The organism is Sphingopyxis selenitireducens, assembly GCF_051550705.1.
Taxonomy (GTDB): domain Bacteria; phylum Pseudomonadota; class Alphaproteobacteria; order Sphingomonadales; family Sphingomonadaceae; genus Sphingopyxis.
Genome location: NZ_JBPULG010000004.1, coordinates 307069 through 321807 on the forward strand (window position 1 = coordinate 307069; position 14739 = coordinate 321807).

A 14739-nucleotide genomic window follows, 5' to 3' on the forward strand; every position below is an offset into this window, starting at 1 on the left:
CGGGGGTACTCGGTGCCGGCTGTCCCGACGCAGCCTTCGAACGCGGCGTGTCCTTGTTGCCGGACTGTATCGCGGTCGACGGCGGCTCAACCGATAGCGGCCCCTATTATCTTGGTAAGGGGACCTCCAAGATGACCCGCCAGGCAACCAAGCATGATCTGAGGCAGCTGATGCTGGCTCGCGACCGGCTCGATGTCCCGCTGCTCGTCGGATCCTGCGGAACCTCGGGGACTGATTCCGGGGTCGACTGGATGGCGGACATCGCCCGCGAAATCGCACGCGAAGAAGGTCTCTCGGCGCGGCTCGCTCTCGTTTACTCCGAGATCATGCCCGACGCGCTTCTGCCCTATATCGAAACCGGGCGCACGAGCCCACTCGATCCCGCACTGCCTTTGACGGCAGAGCGGGTTGGGGAATGTGAGCATATTGTCGGCCTGCTTGGCTACGAGCCGCTCGCCGACGCGATCGCAGGTGGCGCAGATATCGTACTGTCCGGGCGGACGACCGATACTGCTGTCCTGTCCGCCGTACCGCTGATGCGGGGCTTGCCGGCAGGCGCATCCTGGCATGCTGCCAAGACTGCGGAATGCGGCGGGCTCTGCACGGTCGAGACGCGGCGCGGTGGCGTGATCTTCGCTATCGACGCCGAAGGTTTCGAAATCGAACCGCTCGACAGCGAGAATCGTTGCACACCCTACACGGTGTCGGCGCACCTCCTGTACGAGAATAGCGATCCATTTCGGCTGAAGGAGCCGGGTGTCGTGCTCGATGCCAGCAACGCGCGTTACGAAGCGCTCGACGACCGGCGCGTACGCGTAACCGGCTCGCAGGCCGAGGTCATGCCCTATACGATCAAGCTGGAAGGTGCGGGGGGGCACGGATATCGCACGATGATCTTCAGCGCGATCGCCGATCCCAAACTTCTGGCGCGCTTCGATGAATGGCTCGCCAACATGGACGCATGGCTGCGTGCCGGCATCGCGCGCGTCTTCGGGCTGGCCGACACCGACTATCGGCTCGACTTCAGACCTTATGGAAAGAATGCGCTGAACCCCGTGCCGACGGTGTATCCGCCGCACGAGGTCGGGTTGATGACCCTTGTCTGGGCGCCCACCCAGGAACTGGCGACACAGATCGCAAAATATTGCAATCCGATGCTGCTTCACTTTCCACTCAACCCTGACGACCCGTTGCCGAGCTTCGCCTTTCCATTCTCGCCCGCCGAGGTCGAACTCGGGCGCCAATATGAGTTCAAATTAAATCATGTCGTTTCGGTTGACCGCGCCGACGCATTCGCTCGAACCGTGTTTGAAACGATAGGGGAGGCGGCCCATGGCTGAGCTGGGCAGTATCGCCAAATACATCCGCTCGAAGAGTGCAGGCCCCTTCTGGGTGACGATCGATATCTTCTGTGAGGATAACGCGAGCTTCGAGAGAGTTGCGCGGTCGCCTGCCTTGGCCGCGCGCGAGATCGCGGCGCTGTTTGGCGTGTCGGAGAGCATGGTTTGCCAGTTCCAGCTGCCATCGATCCATGTTCTCAAGATCAGCTTCCCGCGTCCGCATGTCCAGGGATCTCCCGGAGACGCGGATTCGCATGCTGGCCAGTATTTCGTGCCCTTGCTTTCCGTCAAAGTCGATTAGGGAAGCGCCGCATGACCCCGATTTCTTCTGAGGCAGACGGTCCGCCCCTCAAACGGTCGACGATGCTGCTCTATGGCATCGGTTCCGCATCCAACGGGATCAAGAACCGGAGTATCGCGACTTTTCTGCTTATATTCTATGGTCAGGTCATCGGCTTGCCAGCGATGTGGATCGGAAGCGCGCTCGCGATCACACTGGTGATCGACGGGCTGCTCGATCCCGTGATCGGACAGATCTCGGATAATTTTCGCAGCCGATGGGGCCGCCGCCATCCCTTCATGTACGCAGCGGCAATTCCCTACGCCGTTGTCTTTGCCATGCTGTGGATGCCACCTGTCGGCTGGTCCCCCGAAGCCACGCTGGGCTATATGATCACCTGTGTCGTTGTGCTCCGCTTCGTTGATACCTTCTTTGAAGTCCCGGCCTCGGCGATGGCAGCAGAATTGACGACAGATTATCATCAACGCACGATACTCGTCGCCTATCGCTACTTTTTCACCTTCGCTGGCGGGCTGTTGCTCATATGGGCGGCCTATAGTTTCTTCCTCGACGAAAAGTCCGGCGGTCTCTTCATCCGCTCGTCTTATGGCAATTATGGCATCGTAGCTGCGGTCGTGATTGCCACTTCCATCCTGATATGTGCAATCGGTACCCACAGCCGCATCCCGACCCTCCGTCAGCCCCCGATCCGCAAGGCAACGCCTAAAGTTATCCTCCGTGAGGTCATCGAGACCCTGTCGAACCGATCACTCTGGACGGTCAATGCGGCGGGTCTGTTCGTGGCGGTTGCCACCGGGCTCGTTGGCGGATTGTCGACCTATTTTCAGATTTATTTCTGGGGTCTGACGCCCAAGCAACTTTCCTACCTGCCGATCATTGGAATCGTCGCCGCACTTCTGGGGATCCTGATCGGCCCCCAGATCACAAGGCGCTTGGGCAAAAGGCGCGGGGCTATCGTGATTTTCGCTGCTTTGGCGTTGACGTCGACCGTCACAGTCTCGCTGCGACTGTTGGGTGTGCTCCCACCGAACGGATCCCCGGACCTCTTCCCGATCCTGATAGTGGAGGCTCTTGCGGTAGGCGCACTGACGCTGATGGGCTCCATGGCGATTACATCGATGATCGTTGACATGGCCGAAGACAGCGAGTTGAAGACCGGTCGTCGCTCCGAAGGTCTTCTCGTTTCGGTCGACAATGTTCTGAAAAAAACGACTGCGGGGGTGGGTGTGTTCGCCGCAAGCCTCGTGTTGGCCGCCGCCGGCTTGTCGGACCGAATTTCTCCGGACCAAGTTTCAGACGCTAATATGGCGAAGATGGGGCTCGCTTACGTCCCGGCAATCTGGATCATATATATTTGCGCCATCCTCAGCCTGCTTACCTTTCGTCTCGATGAGGCGCAACATGCAGACAATCTTCGGCGCCTCAGAGGAGAATCTTCTAAAGCGGGCAACTGAGAAACCCGAGAGTTGCGTCTCAATCTCGGCCGTCCTGATTTTAGCTGATCGCCTGTCGCAACCAACTTCTGGAAGTTGAACGCAAGCCAGACGCGCCTAGACGTCGGCTTTCTCTGCTCATTCACGGAATGCGGACCGTCTTCAACCCGCCATCGCCGGCCAATAACGAACCTTCTCACCGACTCCTTTGCGCGCCTGCGTCCACCACAGCGTCGATTGTCGGATAGCCGTTCACCGCCATCAACAGGTCCGCTTCGGCAAGTAGCGACCGCAATACATGAGCACCGCCATTCGCCCCGCCAATTGCCAAGCCATAGGCATAGGGGCGCCCGATCCCAACGGCTTTCGCTCCGAGCGCAAGCGCCTTGATCACGTCGCTGCCGGAACGGACCCCGCTGTCGAACAATATGGGCGTGTCTCCAGATGCCTTCACGACGTCGGGGAGCATGTCGATCGCGGCGATCCCCCCATTTGCCTGGCGCCCGCCGTGGTTTGAACAATAAATGGCGTCGACGCCACAGTCGATGGCCCTGCGGGCGTCGTCAGGATGGCAGATGCCTTTCAGGACGATCGGCAAACGGGTGATCGATCTGAACCAGCCAATGTCGCTCCATGTCAGGACCTTGCCGAATGTCGTCGCCCATGCCTGGACCGCGGCGCCCAGGTCTTCTTCTGGTGGACGCGCCAGCAAAGAACGAAAGACAGGGTCCGAAAAATAATTCTCCAGAACCTTTCCGCGCAGCTGCGGAAAATTGGCGGCATTGAGATCACGCGGCCGCCATCCCGTAACCCATGTGTCCAGCGTGATGACGAGCGCCTTGTTATCCCGCCGCTTCGGCGCGGCGGATCAGGCTCTCGGCAAGATCCAGACTCTTGGGTGTCGATCGAGAAGGGCGAGGCCTGGTTTCAGGTGATGAAGGACAAGGCGCGTCCGTTCGTCGTGTCGGCGGGCGCGGTCCAGGTCGAGGCGGTCGGGACCGCCTTCTCGGTCCGGAGATGCGATGGCGGGGCCGATGTCATGGTGACGGAAGGGACGGTGCGGGTTTGGGTCGAGGGACGGAAGGCCGAAGCCATCAGCCTGTCGGGCGGTTCGTCCGCGTTTGTCACGGGAGCCGCTCAGGTCCAGCCTGGCGCGCCAGCCGCGCCAACGATCGAGCGCAAACTGGCCTGGAGAGCCGGCAAGATGAGTCTCGACGGCGAGACGCTGGGCGAGGCGGCGGCGGAATTCAATCGCTACAGTCCGACCCAGATACTGATACGCGATCCCGATGTGGCTCAAAAACGGCTATACGGCTCTTTCCGGCTTGACGATCCTGAGGGCTTCGCCCGCACCGCTGCGATCACCCTGGGGGTAGCCGCGTGGAGCGAGGATCAGCACATCGTCATTGCAAAGACGCGGCGCTAATGTCTTTCTGGTGTAAGCACGGTCAGCAATTTTGAAGAGCATCGCCGAGGCTTGTCGCGAATGCTAGCCGATTTGAGAAGCCGCCGTGCCTAGTTGGTCGCCGTAGCGAACACCGCGGTGGCCTCGCCAAACAGCACCGCGTGGCGATACTCTTGCGAATGCGGATCTTCGTTCTCGCGAACGAAGATCGCTAGTCACAGCGGTGCGCGCCGCAGATTTTCAGCGATTAGCTTCCGCGTCGCGAGCTTAGGCGGTCCGGACTGCCCAGATAGTCGCGCTGGAAAAGTGAGGGGTTGCCCGAACAGGATGCGTGGCGGCACGTCATAGGAGTGGCGTGCGCGCGCCGCGCGCGCGGGCAACGTGCTGCGGCCGTACGGAGCAGCGCCCGATCGGCATCGGTTGCGGTGATCGCTGTAATGGCAATGGGCCGCCCTGCGGCCTCTGGAGCAAGCTGGGATGTCGGGAATCGAGTGATCTACGTCCTTTACGCCTTTGGCCGCCTGGGCGACACGCTAGGCCTTCAACCGCAGATGAGGTGCCCACATGCAAAATATGACTCGGCGGAATATGGTCTCTTCGGCCGTCGTCGCGCTTGCCGGGCTTGCGCTCGCCGGCAGAGCGGCGACCGCTCAACAGACCTTGACGCCATCATCCTCGGCGTTTGACGCCTCCCGCAATCTGGAGCCGGAAAAGATCGCGCCTTATCGCGCGCGCTTTGGCCGGGCGCGGCCGCTTGTCGTGGTGGTTGGTCTTAACGAAGGAACCATCATCTCCGACTTCGTCATTCCGTTCGGCGTGATGGCGCGATCGGGCGTGGCCGATGTCGTGTCGGTGGCCGTCAGGCCGGGGCCCGTGAAGATGCAGCCGCTGACCTTTGAGCTGCAATCGACGATCAACGAGTTCGACAAACGCCACCCCGAGGGCGCTGACTATCTCTTCGTCCCCGCCGTCGAAAACTTTCGCGACCCGAGCCTTTTGAGATGGGTGAAGGCGCAGGGCGATAAGGGCGGCACGGTGATCAGCATCTGCTACGGCGCGCTGGTCGTCGCCGGTACGGGACTTTTTGATGGTCACCGGGCAACCTCTCATTACAGCAACGAAACGATGCGGGCCCAGCTGTTCCCGAACGTGAAATGGCAAAAGAACATCCGCTACGTCGCCGAAGGCAAGTTGGTGTCAAGTGCCGGGGTTAGCGCGTCCATGCCGACCTCGATTGCCCTAGTTGAAGCGATTGCCGGTGCGGACAAGGCGGCGGAGGTCGCGCGCAACGTCGGCATCGACAACTGGAGTTCTAAGCATGATAGCGACAAATTTCTGGCCGAGCCGGGCGACATGACAACGCCGTCCGCGAATCCGCAGCCGCAGATCACCCTCGGTATCCCGGTCAGGGCCGGCGACGACGAGATCGCGTTGGCACTGACTGCCGAGACTTACAGTCGGACCGAAGTGACTATGGCCTTCGCCGTTGCGGCTACCAAAGATCCCCTGCGATTGGCGCAGGGGCTCGTCCTTCTGCCCGACCGAATAGCAGGAGGGTCCGATCCGGTTGACCGGATGCTGGCACCCCTCGACAATAGCCTGGCGACGCGCGCCCTCGACATCTCATTGGCGGACATCTCCAAAACCTATGGTCGGCAGGCCGCCAGTAAAGTGGCGCATTTCATGGAATATCCTGGATTGATAGAGTGAAAGCCGCGCAACGCCATTGGGCAGCGAGCGCCTGCGCGAAGCTTGAAAGGAACGCGCGCGAGACGCGGCCGACACCGCTCCAGCGATGAAGTTCGGCACACGCGAAGACGGTCGTTGGCCCAGAGACGCATAGGCTCAATCGCGCAGCGTGGGGTCTGCCGGACTCGGGCGGCGCTGATATTGCGCGATAATCGGGCTAATCAGAGCGCGGGCGCCCGCCACCATTTCTTCGAAGGCATTTGCAATCGTGCCAGTGCGGAAGGGCGGGTGCGGATCATATTCGATCGCAAACTCTGCCAGTTCTGCCGCACCCTGCCCAAACGCATCCGCGGCTACGAGAAGTGCGACTTCAAAGCTGCCGCTGCCTGGGTCCGCGGTGTAAAGGTTTCCGTCGACCGCTGCTCCGTCGCCTGACCCGAGGACGGTCGCGGCGCCCAGTTCTCTGAGGAGATTTTCGGCGGCGAAATTGCTCGCCACGGTCTTGCCCTTGATCAGGCCCGCTGCGCCAAGTAACGCGACCCCGCTGAAACGCCGATGACATAGTTTGCGCTCTGGGCGGCTGTCCTTGTGAACTAGATGACCTCAGGATCATTCTGCACTTCGGTTGGATTCATGCCGACGGCAAATACGTCGAGGTCGGGCAACTGGCGAAGGTCGTGGTCGGTACCGTCGGCCACGACCGAAAGCCTTCGACCACATCGTGATTTTTCCAGATGAAGTGGACCTCCGACCCCGGCATCATCGCCAGCACGGTGTGAATTCCGATAATATCCTTCGGGACAAAACCCGGACCGATCAAGATTCCGATCCGGACGGGCGGCACGTCTTTGGGTGCCAGCGCAGCGAGCATGGCGTCATACGATGTTATGCGCATATGATTCTGGTCGTTGGTCACCTGAAGCTTCCATTGATCCTCCCGTAGCTTGGCCTTGCTCCTGTATGGCTTTTAAGGCATTGTTCCCTCGTTTTCAGACATAAGCTGATGGCGCCGCTGTTGCGCGCTGTGCCTCGGCCCTTGGGGCGGACTGGAGCCCGAAATGTGGCGCAAGGGATCAAGATGCCTTCAAATATGTACTTCTACGTGTGTCCGGGGCACCAGTTGCTCGATGTCGCCGGTCCGATGGCGGTCGTCGAGGCCGCGAACCGCCTGTCGGGGAACGACCTTTATCACCTTGCCATCCTTTCGAACGAAGGCGGCGCGGTCCGCAGCAGCAGCCACATGCGGATAGAAACCGACCGAGCGGCAGGACAGGGCGCGGATACGCTTGTTGTCGTCGGCGGCGAGATCGAGCCGCTTGCGGAGCGCGCCGACGTCGAAAGCGTGCAGCGACTTTCGCTGGGAAGCACCCGCATCGTCAGTATCTGCACCGGCGCCTTCCTGCTCGCCGAGGCGGGACTTCTCGACGGGCGCCGCGCGACGACCCACTGGAGCTTCGCCGGGTCGCTGAAGGCCCGGTATCCGCATGTCCTCGTCGATTCGGATCTCATCTTCGTGAACGACGGTCCGATATGGACGTCGGCCGGGATGACCGCCGGCATTGATCTCATGCTCGCGTTAGTCGAGGCGGATCATGGGCATGACCTCGCAAAAGCGGTTTCGCGCGAACTCGTGGTTTATCTAAAAAGACCCGGTGGACAATCGCAATATGCGGCCCCCGCGCTGCTGGAGCCAGAGACCGATCGCATCCGGCGCGCTCTGTCGTTCGCGCGCGAGCATTTGTCAGAGGCGTTGCCGATCGAGCGTCTCGCGGAGGCGGCAAATTTGAGTGAGCGGCAGTTCGCCCGCACGTTCCGAAAAGAAACGGGAGAAACACCGGCAAAAGCGGTCGAGCGCATGCGCGCCGAAGCGGCACGGATCCGCTTGCGAGCCGGGCTGGAATCGGTCGAAGCCGTCGCCCGGGCGGTCGGCTTCGAAGCCCCTGAGCGGATGCGGCGCGCCTTTCAGCGAAGCTTTGGAAATACACCGCAATTGTTGCGCCGTCTCGACCGGGCGACGGAGGCGAATGTCGACGGCCTTATCCGCTGGCCGCCGGGTCAATCGGCATCGGGCGACTGACCGTCGTATCCCGAGACCCCTGGAGGCCAGAGTAAGGTTGACGAAAAATGTTTGAAGCGCCCGACTTGGCGGGAAAACCGATTAGCTCTCCCGGCCTGCTCGTTTGGACCGAATTGCGTGGATACAATAAAGCGCAAATCGCTGCCGATGTTGATCGCCCTCACGGCGGGCAATACTTCTCGAACCAGCTATATCCGACAAGTATATCATTATACCCACGCGTCTCCAATCGGCCCATGCTCTTATCGCTCAACACGGGGATCAACGCACCCTCCGTAAAGCGAAGGGCAGATTTGGGGCGTCTCTCGACAGCATTGATTACGCTGTCCTTCCCTGCGCCGAAGCCTGTTGACGGATGAGATACGAAGCCCGGCCGGCTGCGGCTCATTTAGCTAGGCTGCGGCCTATACGGTCGCCTACCGCGCCGGCTCCAAAAGACCGCGCGACCTGATCCACCGGATAAACCCCTCAAACCAGTAGTCGCTCGTTACACCCTTGGGTTTCAGGTCGAATCCGTGCCCCCCGCGCTCGTAGATATGGAGTTCGGCGGGCGCGCCGACCATGCGCCAGGCGTTAAAAAGCTGCACGCTGTCCCCGGCCAGATAGTCGTCGTCGGCCGCGGCGGCGATGAAGGCGGGCGCAGCATCGGTAGGGACCGGGCTTCGCAGTCCGCCATAGATCATTCCGACGAAGTCTGGCCGGCTCGCCTTGGGGCCGATCGCGAGATCGGCGACGAGGACAGCGCCGGAGGAAAAGCCAAGAAAGCCGACGCGCTCTGGATCGATGCTCCATTCGGCTGCGCGCTGCCGAACAATGGCCATGGCGCGTGCGCCATCTTCGACCGCATGTTGTTCACCGGCGAAGACAGGCAATTCGGCGGGAACGCCGCTTTTGGCCCGCGCCATGATCGCCTCCATTTCCTTTAGATGGACCTCCGGCATGTGCATTCCATCGTCCGGACTTTCGATCGTGCGATATTTGAGAACAAGCGCGGTCACCCCATGCTTCGCCAGTTCGCGTGCGACGGCGGTCCCGCCGGCCTCATACCCCAGTCCGACGAAACCGCCGCCTGGTGCGATGATCACCGCCGTGCCGTTTGCCGCGCCTTGTGCCGGCCGGAACAGCTCCAGCGTAGGATGGCTGACATTGAAGATCATGGTCTCGCCGGTCTCCGGGATAGTATCGCGGCTCTCTGCAATGCCGAGCGGCGTGATCGTCCCTTCCGGATAGAGCGAGATGACGGCCTCGCCGTCTGCGGGCGACTGCGCAAGGGTGGTTCCTGGCAGGAGCATGGTGGCGAGAGTCAGCATGGCCACTCGGGCCAGCGCCTTTGCAAAGTTGAACATCTTACAGTGCGACCTTGAGCGTGACATAGGCCGAGCGCGGTTGACCCGGCGATACGACCGGATAGCCCATGTAGCTGTGCGGATCCCAGATGCGGCGTCCACCGAGATTGACCAGGGAAATCCCGAGCGAGAAGCGGTCGATGTCATAGGACGCCTGCGCATCGATGACGGCATAGCCGGGGACGGACAGGCTGTTCGGCAATGTCAGTTCGCGCGCCGTGAAGGCGGTGATGCCCGCCCCGAACGCAAGGCCCTTGGCAGGGCCATGGAGCAGCCGGTACCGTGCAGCGATGCGTCCGCTGTTTTTAGGCACCCGCGCAATCCTGTCACCGGGTGCAACACCGTCATCGCGCGTGTCGGTGTAGGCAAAGTTGGCGAGCAGCGAGAAAGCCGGGGTGGGTTCCCACACAATATCGAACTCGGCGCCGATCGCGCGCTGGCGTCCGCTCTGCAGATAGAAGCCGACATTGTCCGGATCGGAAGTGACGACATTGTCGTGGGTCTGCCGGAACAGGGCGATTGTCCCCGACAGACCAGTCCCGGGTAGTGCAAGCTTTACGCCTCCTTCGATATTGCTCGACGTCTCCGGCCGCGCCGCCTCCTTGCCGATGAAGCCGAACGGCGCGCGGAAGGCGGTGGCATAGCCTGCAAATAGCACCAGGCCGGGAACCACATCCAGCGTCGCGCCGATCCGCGGTGACAGGCGCGTATAAGTCTTGTCATTAGCCACGCCGAAATTGCTGTTTTCGATGAATTTCAGCGAAGTGATACGCACGCCGCCAGTCAGATGCAGGCTACCATAGGTCGCCTGATCCTGGACGTAGACGGCGAAAGTCTCGAAGCGATCGTCGGTGTAGCTATTGACCGGTGCTTGCGGCGTATAGCCTAGATCATAGACCGGGTTGGAAAGGTCGATCGTGCCCGAGGGGCTGTCGCTCACGAACAGGCCCATTCCGCTGTAGAAGCTGGTCCAGTCATAGTTGACACCGGCGAGCAGATTGTGACGGCCGCCAAGACTGTCGAACTGAGCAGCGAGATTAGCGTCGAAAGTCGCCTCTTTTGTGCGCGTGATCATCGTGATGGGAAAGACGTCATAGACGGGGGGCGTCGAGCCGCTCGGGAACAGACCCGGAAAGACGAAGCTCCCGCTCTCGTCGATCTTGCTGTCATAATAACGGCCGGTCACGGTCAGCTTTAGTCGATCTGAAAAACTGTGGCGCAACGTCCCCGTGCCCATGTTGTTTTCGCTTATGGTCCGGGGCTGACCGATAGGCGATCCGGGGAAGGCAGTACGATCGAGGCGGTCGGCCAGCGCTTCGTCTGCAGGCAGACCCGAATATTCGAGGGTGCTGCGGCGGTTTAGCTGACCTTGCAGGAGCAGGTCGGTATCGGCGCCGAGTTGGAAGGCGACGCTCGGCTGCACAGACCAGCGCTCGCCGCCGACCTCGTCGATCCAGCTCTCGTTGTTCTGATATTCGGCGACGACGCGTGCGGAGACGCCCGGCGCTAGCGGTACATCGATGTCGCCATAGGGGTTCCACGTCGAAAAACTGCCGGCGCGCATCGCCATATATCCGCCCGCATCGCCCGACGGTCGCACGGTCTGGATGTTGATGATACCGCCAAGCGGGGTGCCAAGGCCCCCGCCATAAAGCGTTGCGCTCGGACCCTTAAGAACCTCGATCCGCTCGACGCCCGCTAGGCTGCTCGGGTCATAAGCCTGCTGATTGCCGGCAAAGACCGGCAGGCCGTCGAGATAGACCTCGGCCGGAAACCCGCGAAGGATCGGGGGAATGAACAGATTCTCCTCCGATCGCGTCGGCGTGACACCCGAAACGTTGACGAGCGCATCTCCAAGCGTGCGGCGATCCTGGTCTTGCAGCAGCGAGCGGGTGATGACCTGAACCGACTGCGGCACTTCGATCAGCGGCGTATCGGTTCGTGCTGCCGAGGAAGATGTCGGGGCCGAATAGCCGTGGCGCTCGCCGGTGACGACGATGGTGTCCGCCGTCCAGCTGGTGTCGCGTTCGTTCTGCGCCGATCGCGCGCTGGCGGTATGTGCGGTGCAAAGCGATGTCAGAATGGCTGAGGAAACGCAGAGCCGGTTAGTCAGTGTCGAAGTCATTTTACCTCCGGGGCCGGAGTTCCGGCCTTGTCGAAACGGAACGAATGGGGGACGATCAAGCGACGATGCGCTTCAGTTTTTCGAGCGCGACCTTGTCCTGCTCGTGATAATCGATCGTGGTCACGAACTTGCCGCGGGCATCCATGAGGAAGATCGCGGCCGTGTGGTCGATGGTGTAGTCGCCGCCTTCGATCGGCACCTTCTTCACATAGATGCCATAGCCCTTCTGGATTTGAGCGAGCTGTTCGGGTGTTCCGGTGAGGCCGTAGAGCGGCGTCTTCAACAGCGAGATATAGCTGCCGATGTCTGCAGGTTTGTCGTGCTCGGGATCGACCGAGACGAAGACGATGTTGAACTTCATCCCGTCCGCGCCAAGCTGCTCGCGTAGACTCGCCATCCGCGCGAGCGTTGTCGGGCAAACCTCGGGGCAGCGGGTGAAGCCGAAGAAGATCGCGAACGGTTTGCCCGCGAGCGTCTTGTCGGTGACCGGCTTGCCGTCCGGGGCGGTCAGCGAGAAGGCGCCGCCGAAGGTGTCGCCATAGGCCCTTGCCGTCGACGGCTGATCCGCCGGCGCGAGTGCGATGATGATGCCCACGGCCGCCGCGAGCGCGACGAGGCCCCAAAGCCAGCGGCGGATGATGACGACCGTCGGCGTCCTTAGAGGATCAGTGGTCATGGCGGACTTCCGACGGGCCGGCGGCGCCGACGGGATTGATCTGGAAGTTCACTTTCACGGAGCCTTGGCGCAGGAAGCGCAGAGTTACCGGAACTGTCTCGCCGAGTGCGAAGGGCCGTTTCAGGCCGACGAACATCATGTGGAAACTGCCGGGCTTGAGCTCGACGCGTTTGCCGGCGGGAATCCCGATGCCGTCTTCAAGCTGGCGCATGCGCATGACGCCCCCGTCCATCGACATGGTGTGAAGCTGGACTTCGGCCGCGACCGGGCTTGTCGCCGATACAAGGCGATCGTCGACCGGCCCCTTGTTGGTGATCGCAAGGAAGCCGCTGCCGACCTTCTGGGTTGGTGCGGTCTGGCGAGACCAGGGATGGTCGATGACGAGGTTGCCGGCGGTAAGGCCGGCGGCGAGCAACGGCGCGGCGGCCGCTGAGAGCAACGCGAAGGCTGCAAGGCGTGATATCGGGTTCATGAATCGGGCTCCAGATGGAAATGGTGATCAGCGTCGAGGGGGCCGGGCACGGTCCAGGATTGGGCGGCTGCGGCGCCGGCCTGTCCAAGCAGACAGACGCCGACAGCCGCCCAGCAGCGGCGACGGAACCGGCGCAGCGCGGCAATGCGGCGAGGCGGATGACGGGCCATGCCTACCTCTTGTTGCTGGCCGCGAGCGCATGGGCGAGGATCGGTGCAACCTCGCGCCGCTCCTCGAGGTTCAGGCATTGCCCGACTTCGAACCGCTGCGTTCGATGATGAAAGACGAGCCGGCAATCGGCGGGCGTGCGCTTCTCGAATTCGAAGCGGAGCCAATAGGTCGGAATATCGAATGTCTCTCCGGTCCGTCCGTTATATCGCCACTGACCGTCACCGATTTCGAGCCATTCCTCACCCGGCGGGTGGCGCTGATGCCATTCGAGCGCCAGCACGAGCATCGCCATTGTGCCGACCGCGAACAGCGGTACGAGGATCCGCCCTTGCAGGGCGGGAAGGATCGTCACGGCCATGAACAGCAAGATCAGGACGGTGAAAGTCTCGCGGGCGTGTTGAGAGAGATGCGAGCGGTTCTCGCGCATGTGGAGAACCAGATGATCCAGCGCCACCTCCGCTCCGCGCGCCGCCCGCGCGATTTCATGCGCTTCGGCCCGCCCCTCGGGACGGTTCACAATTTCGAACATGTATCGATACTCCGGCAATGCCGATCCCGCGCAGTCGCGCGTCGGCCATCCGACACGTCAGTCTAAGGTGTCAGGAGGTTGCCGGTGGGCCCCGCAGAGGCGGACGGATGTTGGGAATTTGGCGCAGGAGTGGCGCCGGCATGCCCGTGAAGCCGAGCGCGAGGATGAAGGCGATTGCCACGATCAGCAGCGCCGGATCGGTGGCGGCCGCAGCGCCATGTGCTAGCGCGGTGAAGGCGCAATCGGCTTTCGCTGCCTGACCGCCCTCATGATCTATCTTCTTTTCGAAGGGTATGACAAGCTTTTGCGGCATCGTGCCGCCAGTCGGATCGGAGCATACGATAATGTCGAAGGTACGCGTGCTGCTCTGCCCGACCATATAGCCGGCGGGTATGATCGCCTTGGCGAGCAGCGCGAACGCCACCAGCCACAGGGCCAGTGCGCGATGGCGATGGATCATGGCCCGAACCCCGTGCATGATGGCCCCAATAAGCTAGTCGTTCGGGAATGTCATCAGAGCGCCCTAGGACAAAATGTCATATCGCCGTCTGGTGGAAGAATACTGCGGTTATGGCGCCATCCTGACGACCATTTTGCAATCGGGAGAGGAAATATGAAGTGGCTCTCCCCTGTCGGCGCATCGATCCTTGGCGTGTCGGGTGTGGCGGCGGCACCCGTGCTGGCATTGCAGCAGACCGGGGCGCGAACGATGGGACGTTCATGCTTCCGGCTCTGCCTCATGCCTTGGACAAGCTGAACCCGCGATCGATGCTCAGACGATGACGATCCATCACGGCAAGCACCAACAGGCCTACATCGACAATCTCAACAAAGCCGCTACCGCGGATGATGCACTCAAAGGACGGCCGCCGGTCATCGCGCGACCTTGTCATTTTCGTGATAATCGATCGTCGTGACGAACTTGTCGCGCCTGTCCATCAGGAAGATCGCGGCCGTATGGTCCATCGTGTAATCGCAGCCCTCGATCGGGACCTTCTTCACATAGACCCCATAGCCTTTCTGGATTTTCGCCAGCTGCTGCGCTGTGCCCGTCAGCCCGTAGATCGGCGTCTTGAGCAGGGAGATATAGCTACCGATGTCGGCCGGCTGGTCATGCTCGGGATCGACCGAGACGAAAACGATGTTGAACTTGCCCTTCGCATTGCAGCCGATTC

At 61.5% G+C, this 14739-nt stretch carries 17 protein-coding genes; 7 read left to right on the forward strand and 10 right to left on the reverse strand.

Annotation, left to right across the window (positions count from 1 at the left end; genetic code table 11):
- The first annotated feature begins 131 nt into the window (after positions 1-131).
- Genes ACSYDV_RS14740 through ACSYDV_RS14750 form a run of 3 tightly spaced genes read left to right on the forward strand, consistent with a single transcriptional unit; the run spans position 132 to position 3095 of the window.
- Positions 132-1340 carry an acyclic terpene utilization AtuA family protein gene (locus tag ACSYDV_RS14740; RefSeq protein ID WP_438324567.1) on the forward strand — a complete coding sequence of 403 codons (1209 nt, stop codon included), beginning with the start codon at positions 132-134 and terminating at the stop codon, positions 1338-1340.
- A complete protein-coding gene (locus ACSYDV_RS14745; RefSeq protein ID WP_438324568.1) occupies positions 1333-1641 on the forward strand; it encodes a DUF4387 domain-containing protein in 309 nt (102 codons plus the stop codon). Before ACSYDV_RS14740 ends, ACSYDV_RS14745 begins: the two co-directional genes overlap by 8 nt.
- 11 nt (positions 1642-1652) lie before the next feature.
- A complete protein-coding gene (locus tag ACSYDV_RS14750) occupies positions 1653-3095 on the forward strand; it encodes an MFS transporter (RefSeq protein ID WP_438324569.1) in 1443 nt (480 codons plus the stop codon).
- A 175-nt stretch (positions 3096-3270) separates the two neighbouring features.
- Here ACSYDV_RS14750 and ACSYDV_RS14755 read toward each other — a convergent pair whose 3' ends face one another.
- A complete protein-coding gene (locus ACSYDV_RS14755) occupies positions 3271-3903 on the reverse strand; it encodes an alpha-hydroxy-acid oxidizing protein (protein WP_438324809.1) in 633 nt (210 codons plus the stop codon).
- 105 nt (positions 3904-4008) lie between these two features.
- Here ACSYDV_RS14755 and ACSYDV_RS14760 point away from each other — a divergent pair, with 105 nt between their 5' ends.
- Positions 4009-4500, forward strand: coding sequence for a FecR family protein (locus tag ACSYDV_RS14760; protein ID WP_438324810.1), 492 nt, complete (start codon positions 4009-4011; stop codon positions 4498-4500).
- Positions 4501-5043: 543 nt separating this feature from the next.
- Positions 5044-6189, forward strand: a complete 1146-nt coding sequence (locus ACSYDV_RS14765; protein WP_438324570.1) for a DJ-1/PfpI family protein — start codon at positions 5044-5046, stop codon at positions 6187-6189.
- 135 nt (positions 6190-6324) lie between these two features.
- On the opposite strand, the gene ACSYDV_RS14770 is transcribed toward ACSYDV_RS14765, so the two are convergent.
- Together ACSYDV_RS14770 and ACSYDV_RS14775 are read right to left on the reverse strand one after the other, a co-directional pair.
- Entirely contained in the window at positions 6325-6666 is a 342-nt protein-coding gene (locus ACSYDV_RS14770) for a type 1 glutamine amidotransferase family protein (protein WP_438324571.1), read from the reverse strand.
- A 133-nt stretch (positions 6667-6799) separates the two neighbouring features.
- On the reverse strand, positions 6800-7084 hold the full coding sequence (locus tag ACSYDV_RS14775; RefSeq protein ID WP_438324572.1) for a type 1 glutamine amidotransferase family protein: 285 nt from the start codon (positions 7082-7084) through the stop codon (positions 6800-6802).
- 174 nt (positions 7085-7258) lie between these two features.
- Here ACSYDV_RS14775 and ACSYDV_RS14780 point away from each other — a divergent pair, with 174 nt between their 5' ends.
- Complete coding sequence (locus ACSYDV_RS14780) at positions 7259-8245, forward strand: GlxA family transcriptional regulator (protein ID WP_438324573.1); 987 nt, start codon at positions 7259-7261, stop codon at positions 8243-8245.
- Positions 8246-8661: 416 nt separating this feature from the next.
- On the opposite strand, the gene ACSYDV_RS14785 is transcribed toward ACSYDV_RS14780, so the two are convergent.
- From ACSYDV_RS14785 to ACSYDV_RS14810, 6 genes are all read right to left on the reverse strand, one after another.
- A complete protein-coding gene (locus tag ACSYDV_RS14785) occupies positions 8662-9555 on the reverse strand; it encodes an alpha/beta hydrolase (protein WP_438324811.1) in 894 nt (297 codons plus the stop codon).
- Positions 9556-9592: 37 nt separating this feature from the next.
- Complete coding sequence (locus tag ACSYDV_RS14790; protein WP_438324574.1) at positions 9593-11716, reverse strand: TonB-dependent siderophore receptor; 2124 nt, start codon at positions 11714-11716, stop codon at positions 9593-9595.
- A gap of 55 nt (positions 11717-11771) precedes the next feature.
- Positions 11772-12392, reverse strand: coding sequence for an SCO family protein (locus ACSYDV_RS14795; protein WP_438324575.1), 621 nt, complete (start codon positions 12390-12392; stop codon positions 11772-11774).
- The gene (locus tag ACSYDV_RS14800; RefSeq protein WP_438324576.1) at positions 12382-12864 is read right to left on the reverse strand and encodes a copper chaperone PCu(A)C; all 483 of its coding nucleotides are present in this window, start codon (positions 12862-12864) and stop codon (positions 12382-12384) included. Before ACSYDV_RS14800 ends, ACSYDV_RS14795 begins: the two co-directional genes overlap by 11 nt.
- 172 nt (positions 12865-13036) lie before the next feature.
- The gene (locus ACSYDV_RS14805) at positions 13037-13564 is read right to left on the reverse strand and encodes a DUF2244 domain-containing protein (protein ID WP_438324577.1); all 528 of its coding nucleotides are present in this window, start codon (positions 13562-13564) and stop codon (positions 13037-13039) included.
- Positions 13565-13634: 70 nt separating this feature from the next.
- Entirely contained in the window at positions 13635-14024 is a 390-nt protein-coding gene (locus ACSYDV_RS14810; RefSeq protein WP_438324578.1) for a hypothetical protein, read from the reverse strand.
- A 319-nt stretch (positions 14025-14343) separates the two neighbouring features.
- Here ACSYDV_RS14810 and ACSYDV_RS14815 point away from each other — a divergent pair, with 319 nt between their 5' ends.
- Complete coding sequence (locus tag ACSYDV_RS14815) at positions 14344-14481, forward strand: hypothetical protein (protein ID WP_438324579.1); 138 nt, start codon at positions 14344-14346, stop codon at positions 14479-14481.
- On the opposite strand, the gene ACSYDV_RS14820 is transcribed toward ACSYDV_RS14815, so the two are convergent.
- Complete coding sequence (locus ACSYDV_RS14820; RefSeq protein WP_438324812.1) at positions 14438-14737, reverse strand: SCO family protein; 300 nt, start codon at positions 14735-14737, stop codon at positions 14438-14440. The two genes, ACSYDV_RS14815 and ACSYDV_RS14820, sit on opposite strands and share 44 nt — an antisense overlap.
- Positions 14738-14739 lie beyond the last annotated feature (2 nt).

What these genes read in the sequence shown, in the direction of transcription:
- ACSYDV_RS14740 (WP_438324567.1), top strand. Translation starts at nt 132, where the DNA reads ATGACCCGCCAGGCAACCAAGCATGATCTGAGGCAGCTGATGCTGGCT.
- ACSYDV_RS14745 (WP_438324568.1), top strand. Translation starts at nt 1,333, where the DNA reads ATGGCTGAGCTGGGCAGTATCGCCAAATACATCCGCTCGAAGAGTGCA.
- ACSYDV_RS14750 (WP_438324569.1), top strand. Translation starts at nt 1,653, where the DNA reads ATGACCCCGATTTCTTCTGAGGCAGACGGTCCGCCCCTCAAACGGTCG.
- ACSYDV_RS14760 (WP_438324810.1), top strand. Translation starts at nt 4,009, where the DNA reads ATGAAGGACAAGGCGCGTCCGTTCGTCGTGTCGGCGGGCGCGGTCCAG.
- ACSYDV_RS14765 (WP_438324570.1), top strand. Translation starts at nt 5,044, where the DNA reads ATGCAAAATATGACTCGGCGGAATATGGTCTCTTCGGCCGTCGTCGCG.
- ACSYDV_RS14780 (WP_438324573.1), top strand. Translation starts at nt 7,259, where the DNA reads ATGTACTTCTACGTGTGTCCGGGGCACCAGTTGCTCGATGTCGCCGGT.
- ACSYDV_RS14785 (WP_438324811.1), bottom strand. Translation starts at nt 9,555, where the DNA reads ATGCTGACTCTCGCCACCATGCTCCTGCCAGGAACCACCCTTGCGCAG.
- ACSYDV_RS14790 (WP_438324574.1), bottom strand. Translation starts at nt 11,716, where the DNA reads ATGACTTCGACACTGACTAACCGGCTCTGCGTTTCCTCAGCCATTCTG.
- ACSYDV_RS14795 (WP_438324575.1), bottom strand. Translation starts at nt 12,392, where the DNA reads ATGACCACTGATCCTCTAAGGACGCCGACGGTCGTCATCATCCGCCGC.
- ACSYDV_RS14800 (WP_438324576.1), bottom strand. Translation starts at nt 12,864, where the DNA reads ATGAACCCGATATCACGCCTTGCAGCCTTCGCGTTGCTCTCAGCGGCC.
- ACSYDV_RS14805 (WP_438324577.1), bottom strand. Translation starts at nt 13,564, where the DNA reads ATGTTCGAAATTGTGAACCGTCCCGAGGGGCGGGCCGAAGCGCATGAA.
- ACSYDV_RS14810 (WP_438324578.1), bottom strand. Translation starts at nt 14,024, where the DNA reads ATGATCCATCGCCATCGCGCACTGGCCCTGTGGCTGGTGGCGTTCGCG.
- ACSYDV_RS14815 (WP_438324579.1), top strand. Translation starts at nt 14,344, where the DNA reads ATGACGATCCATCACGGCAAGCACCAACAGGCCTACATCGACAATCTC.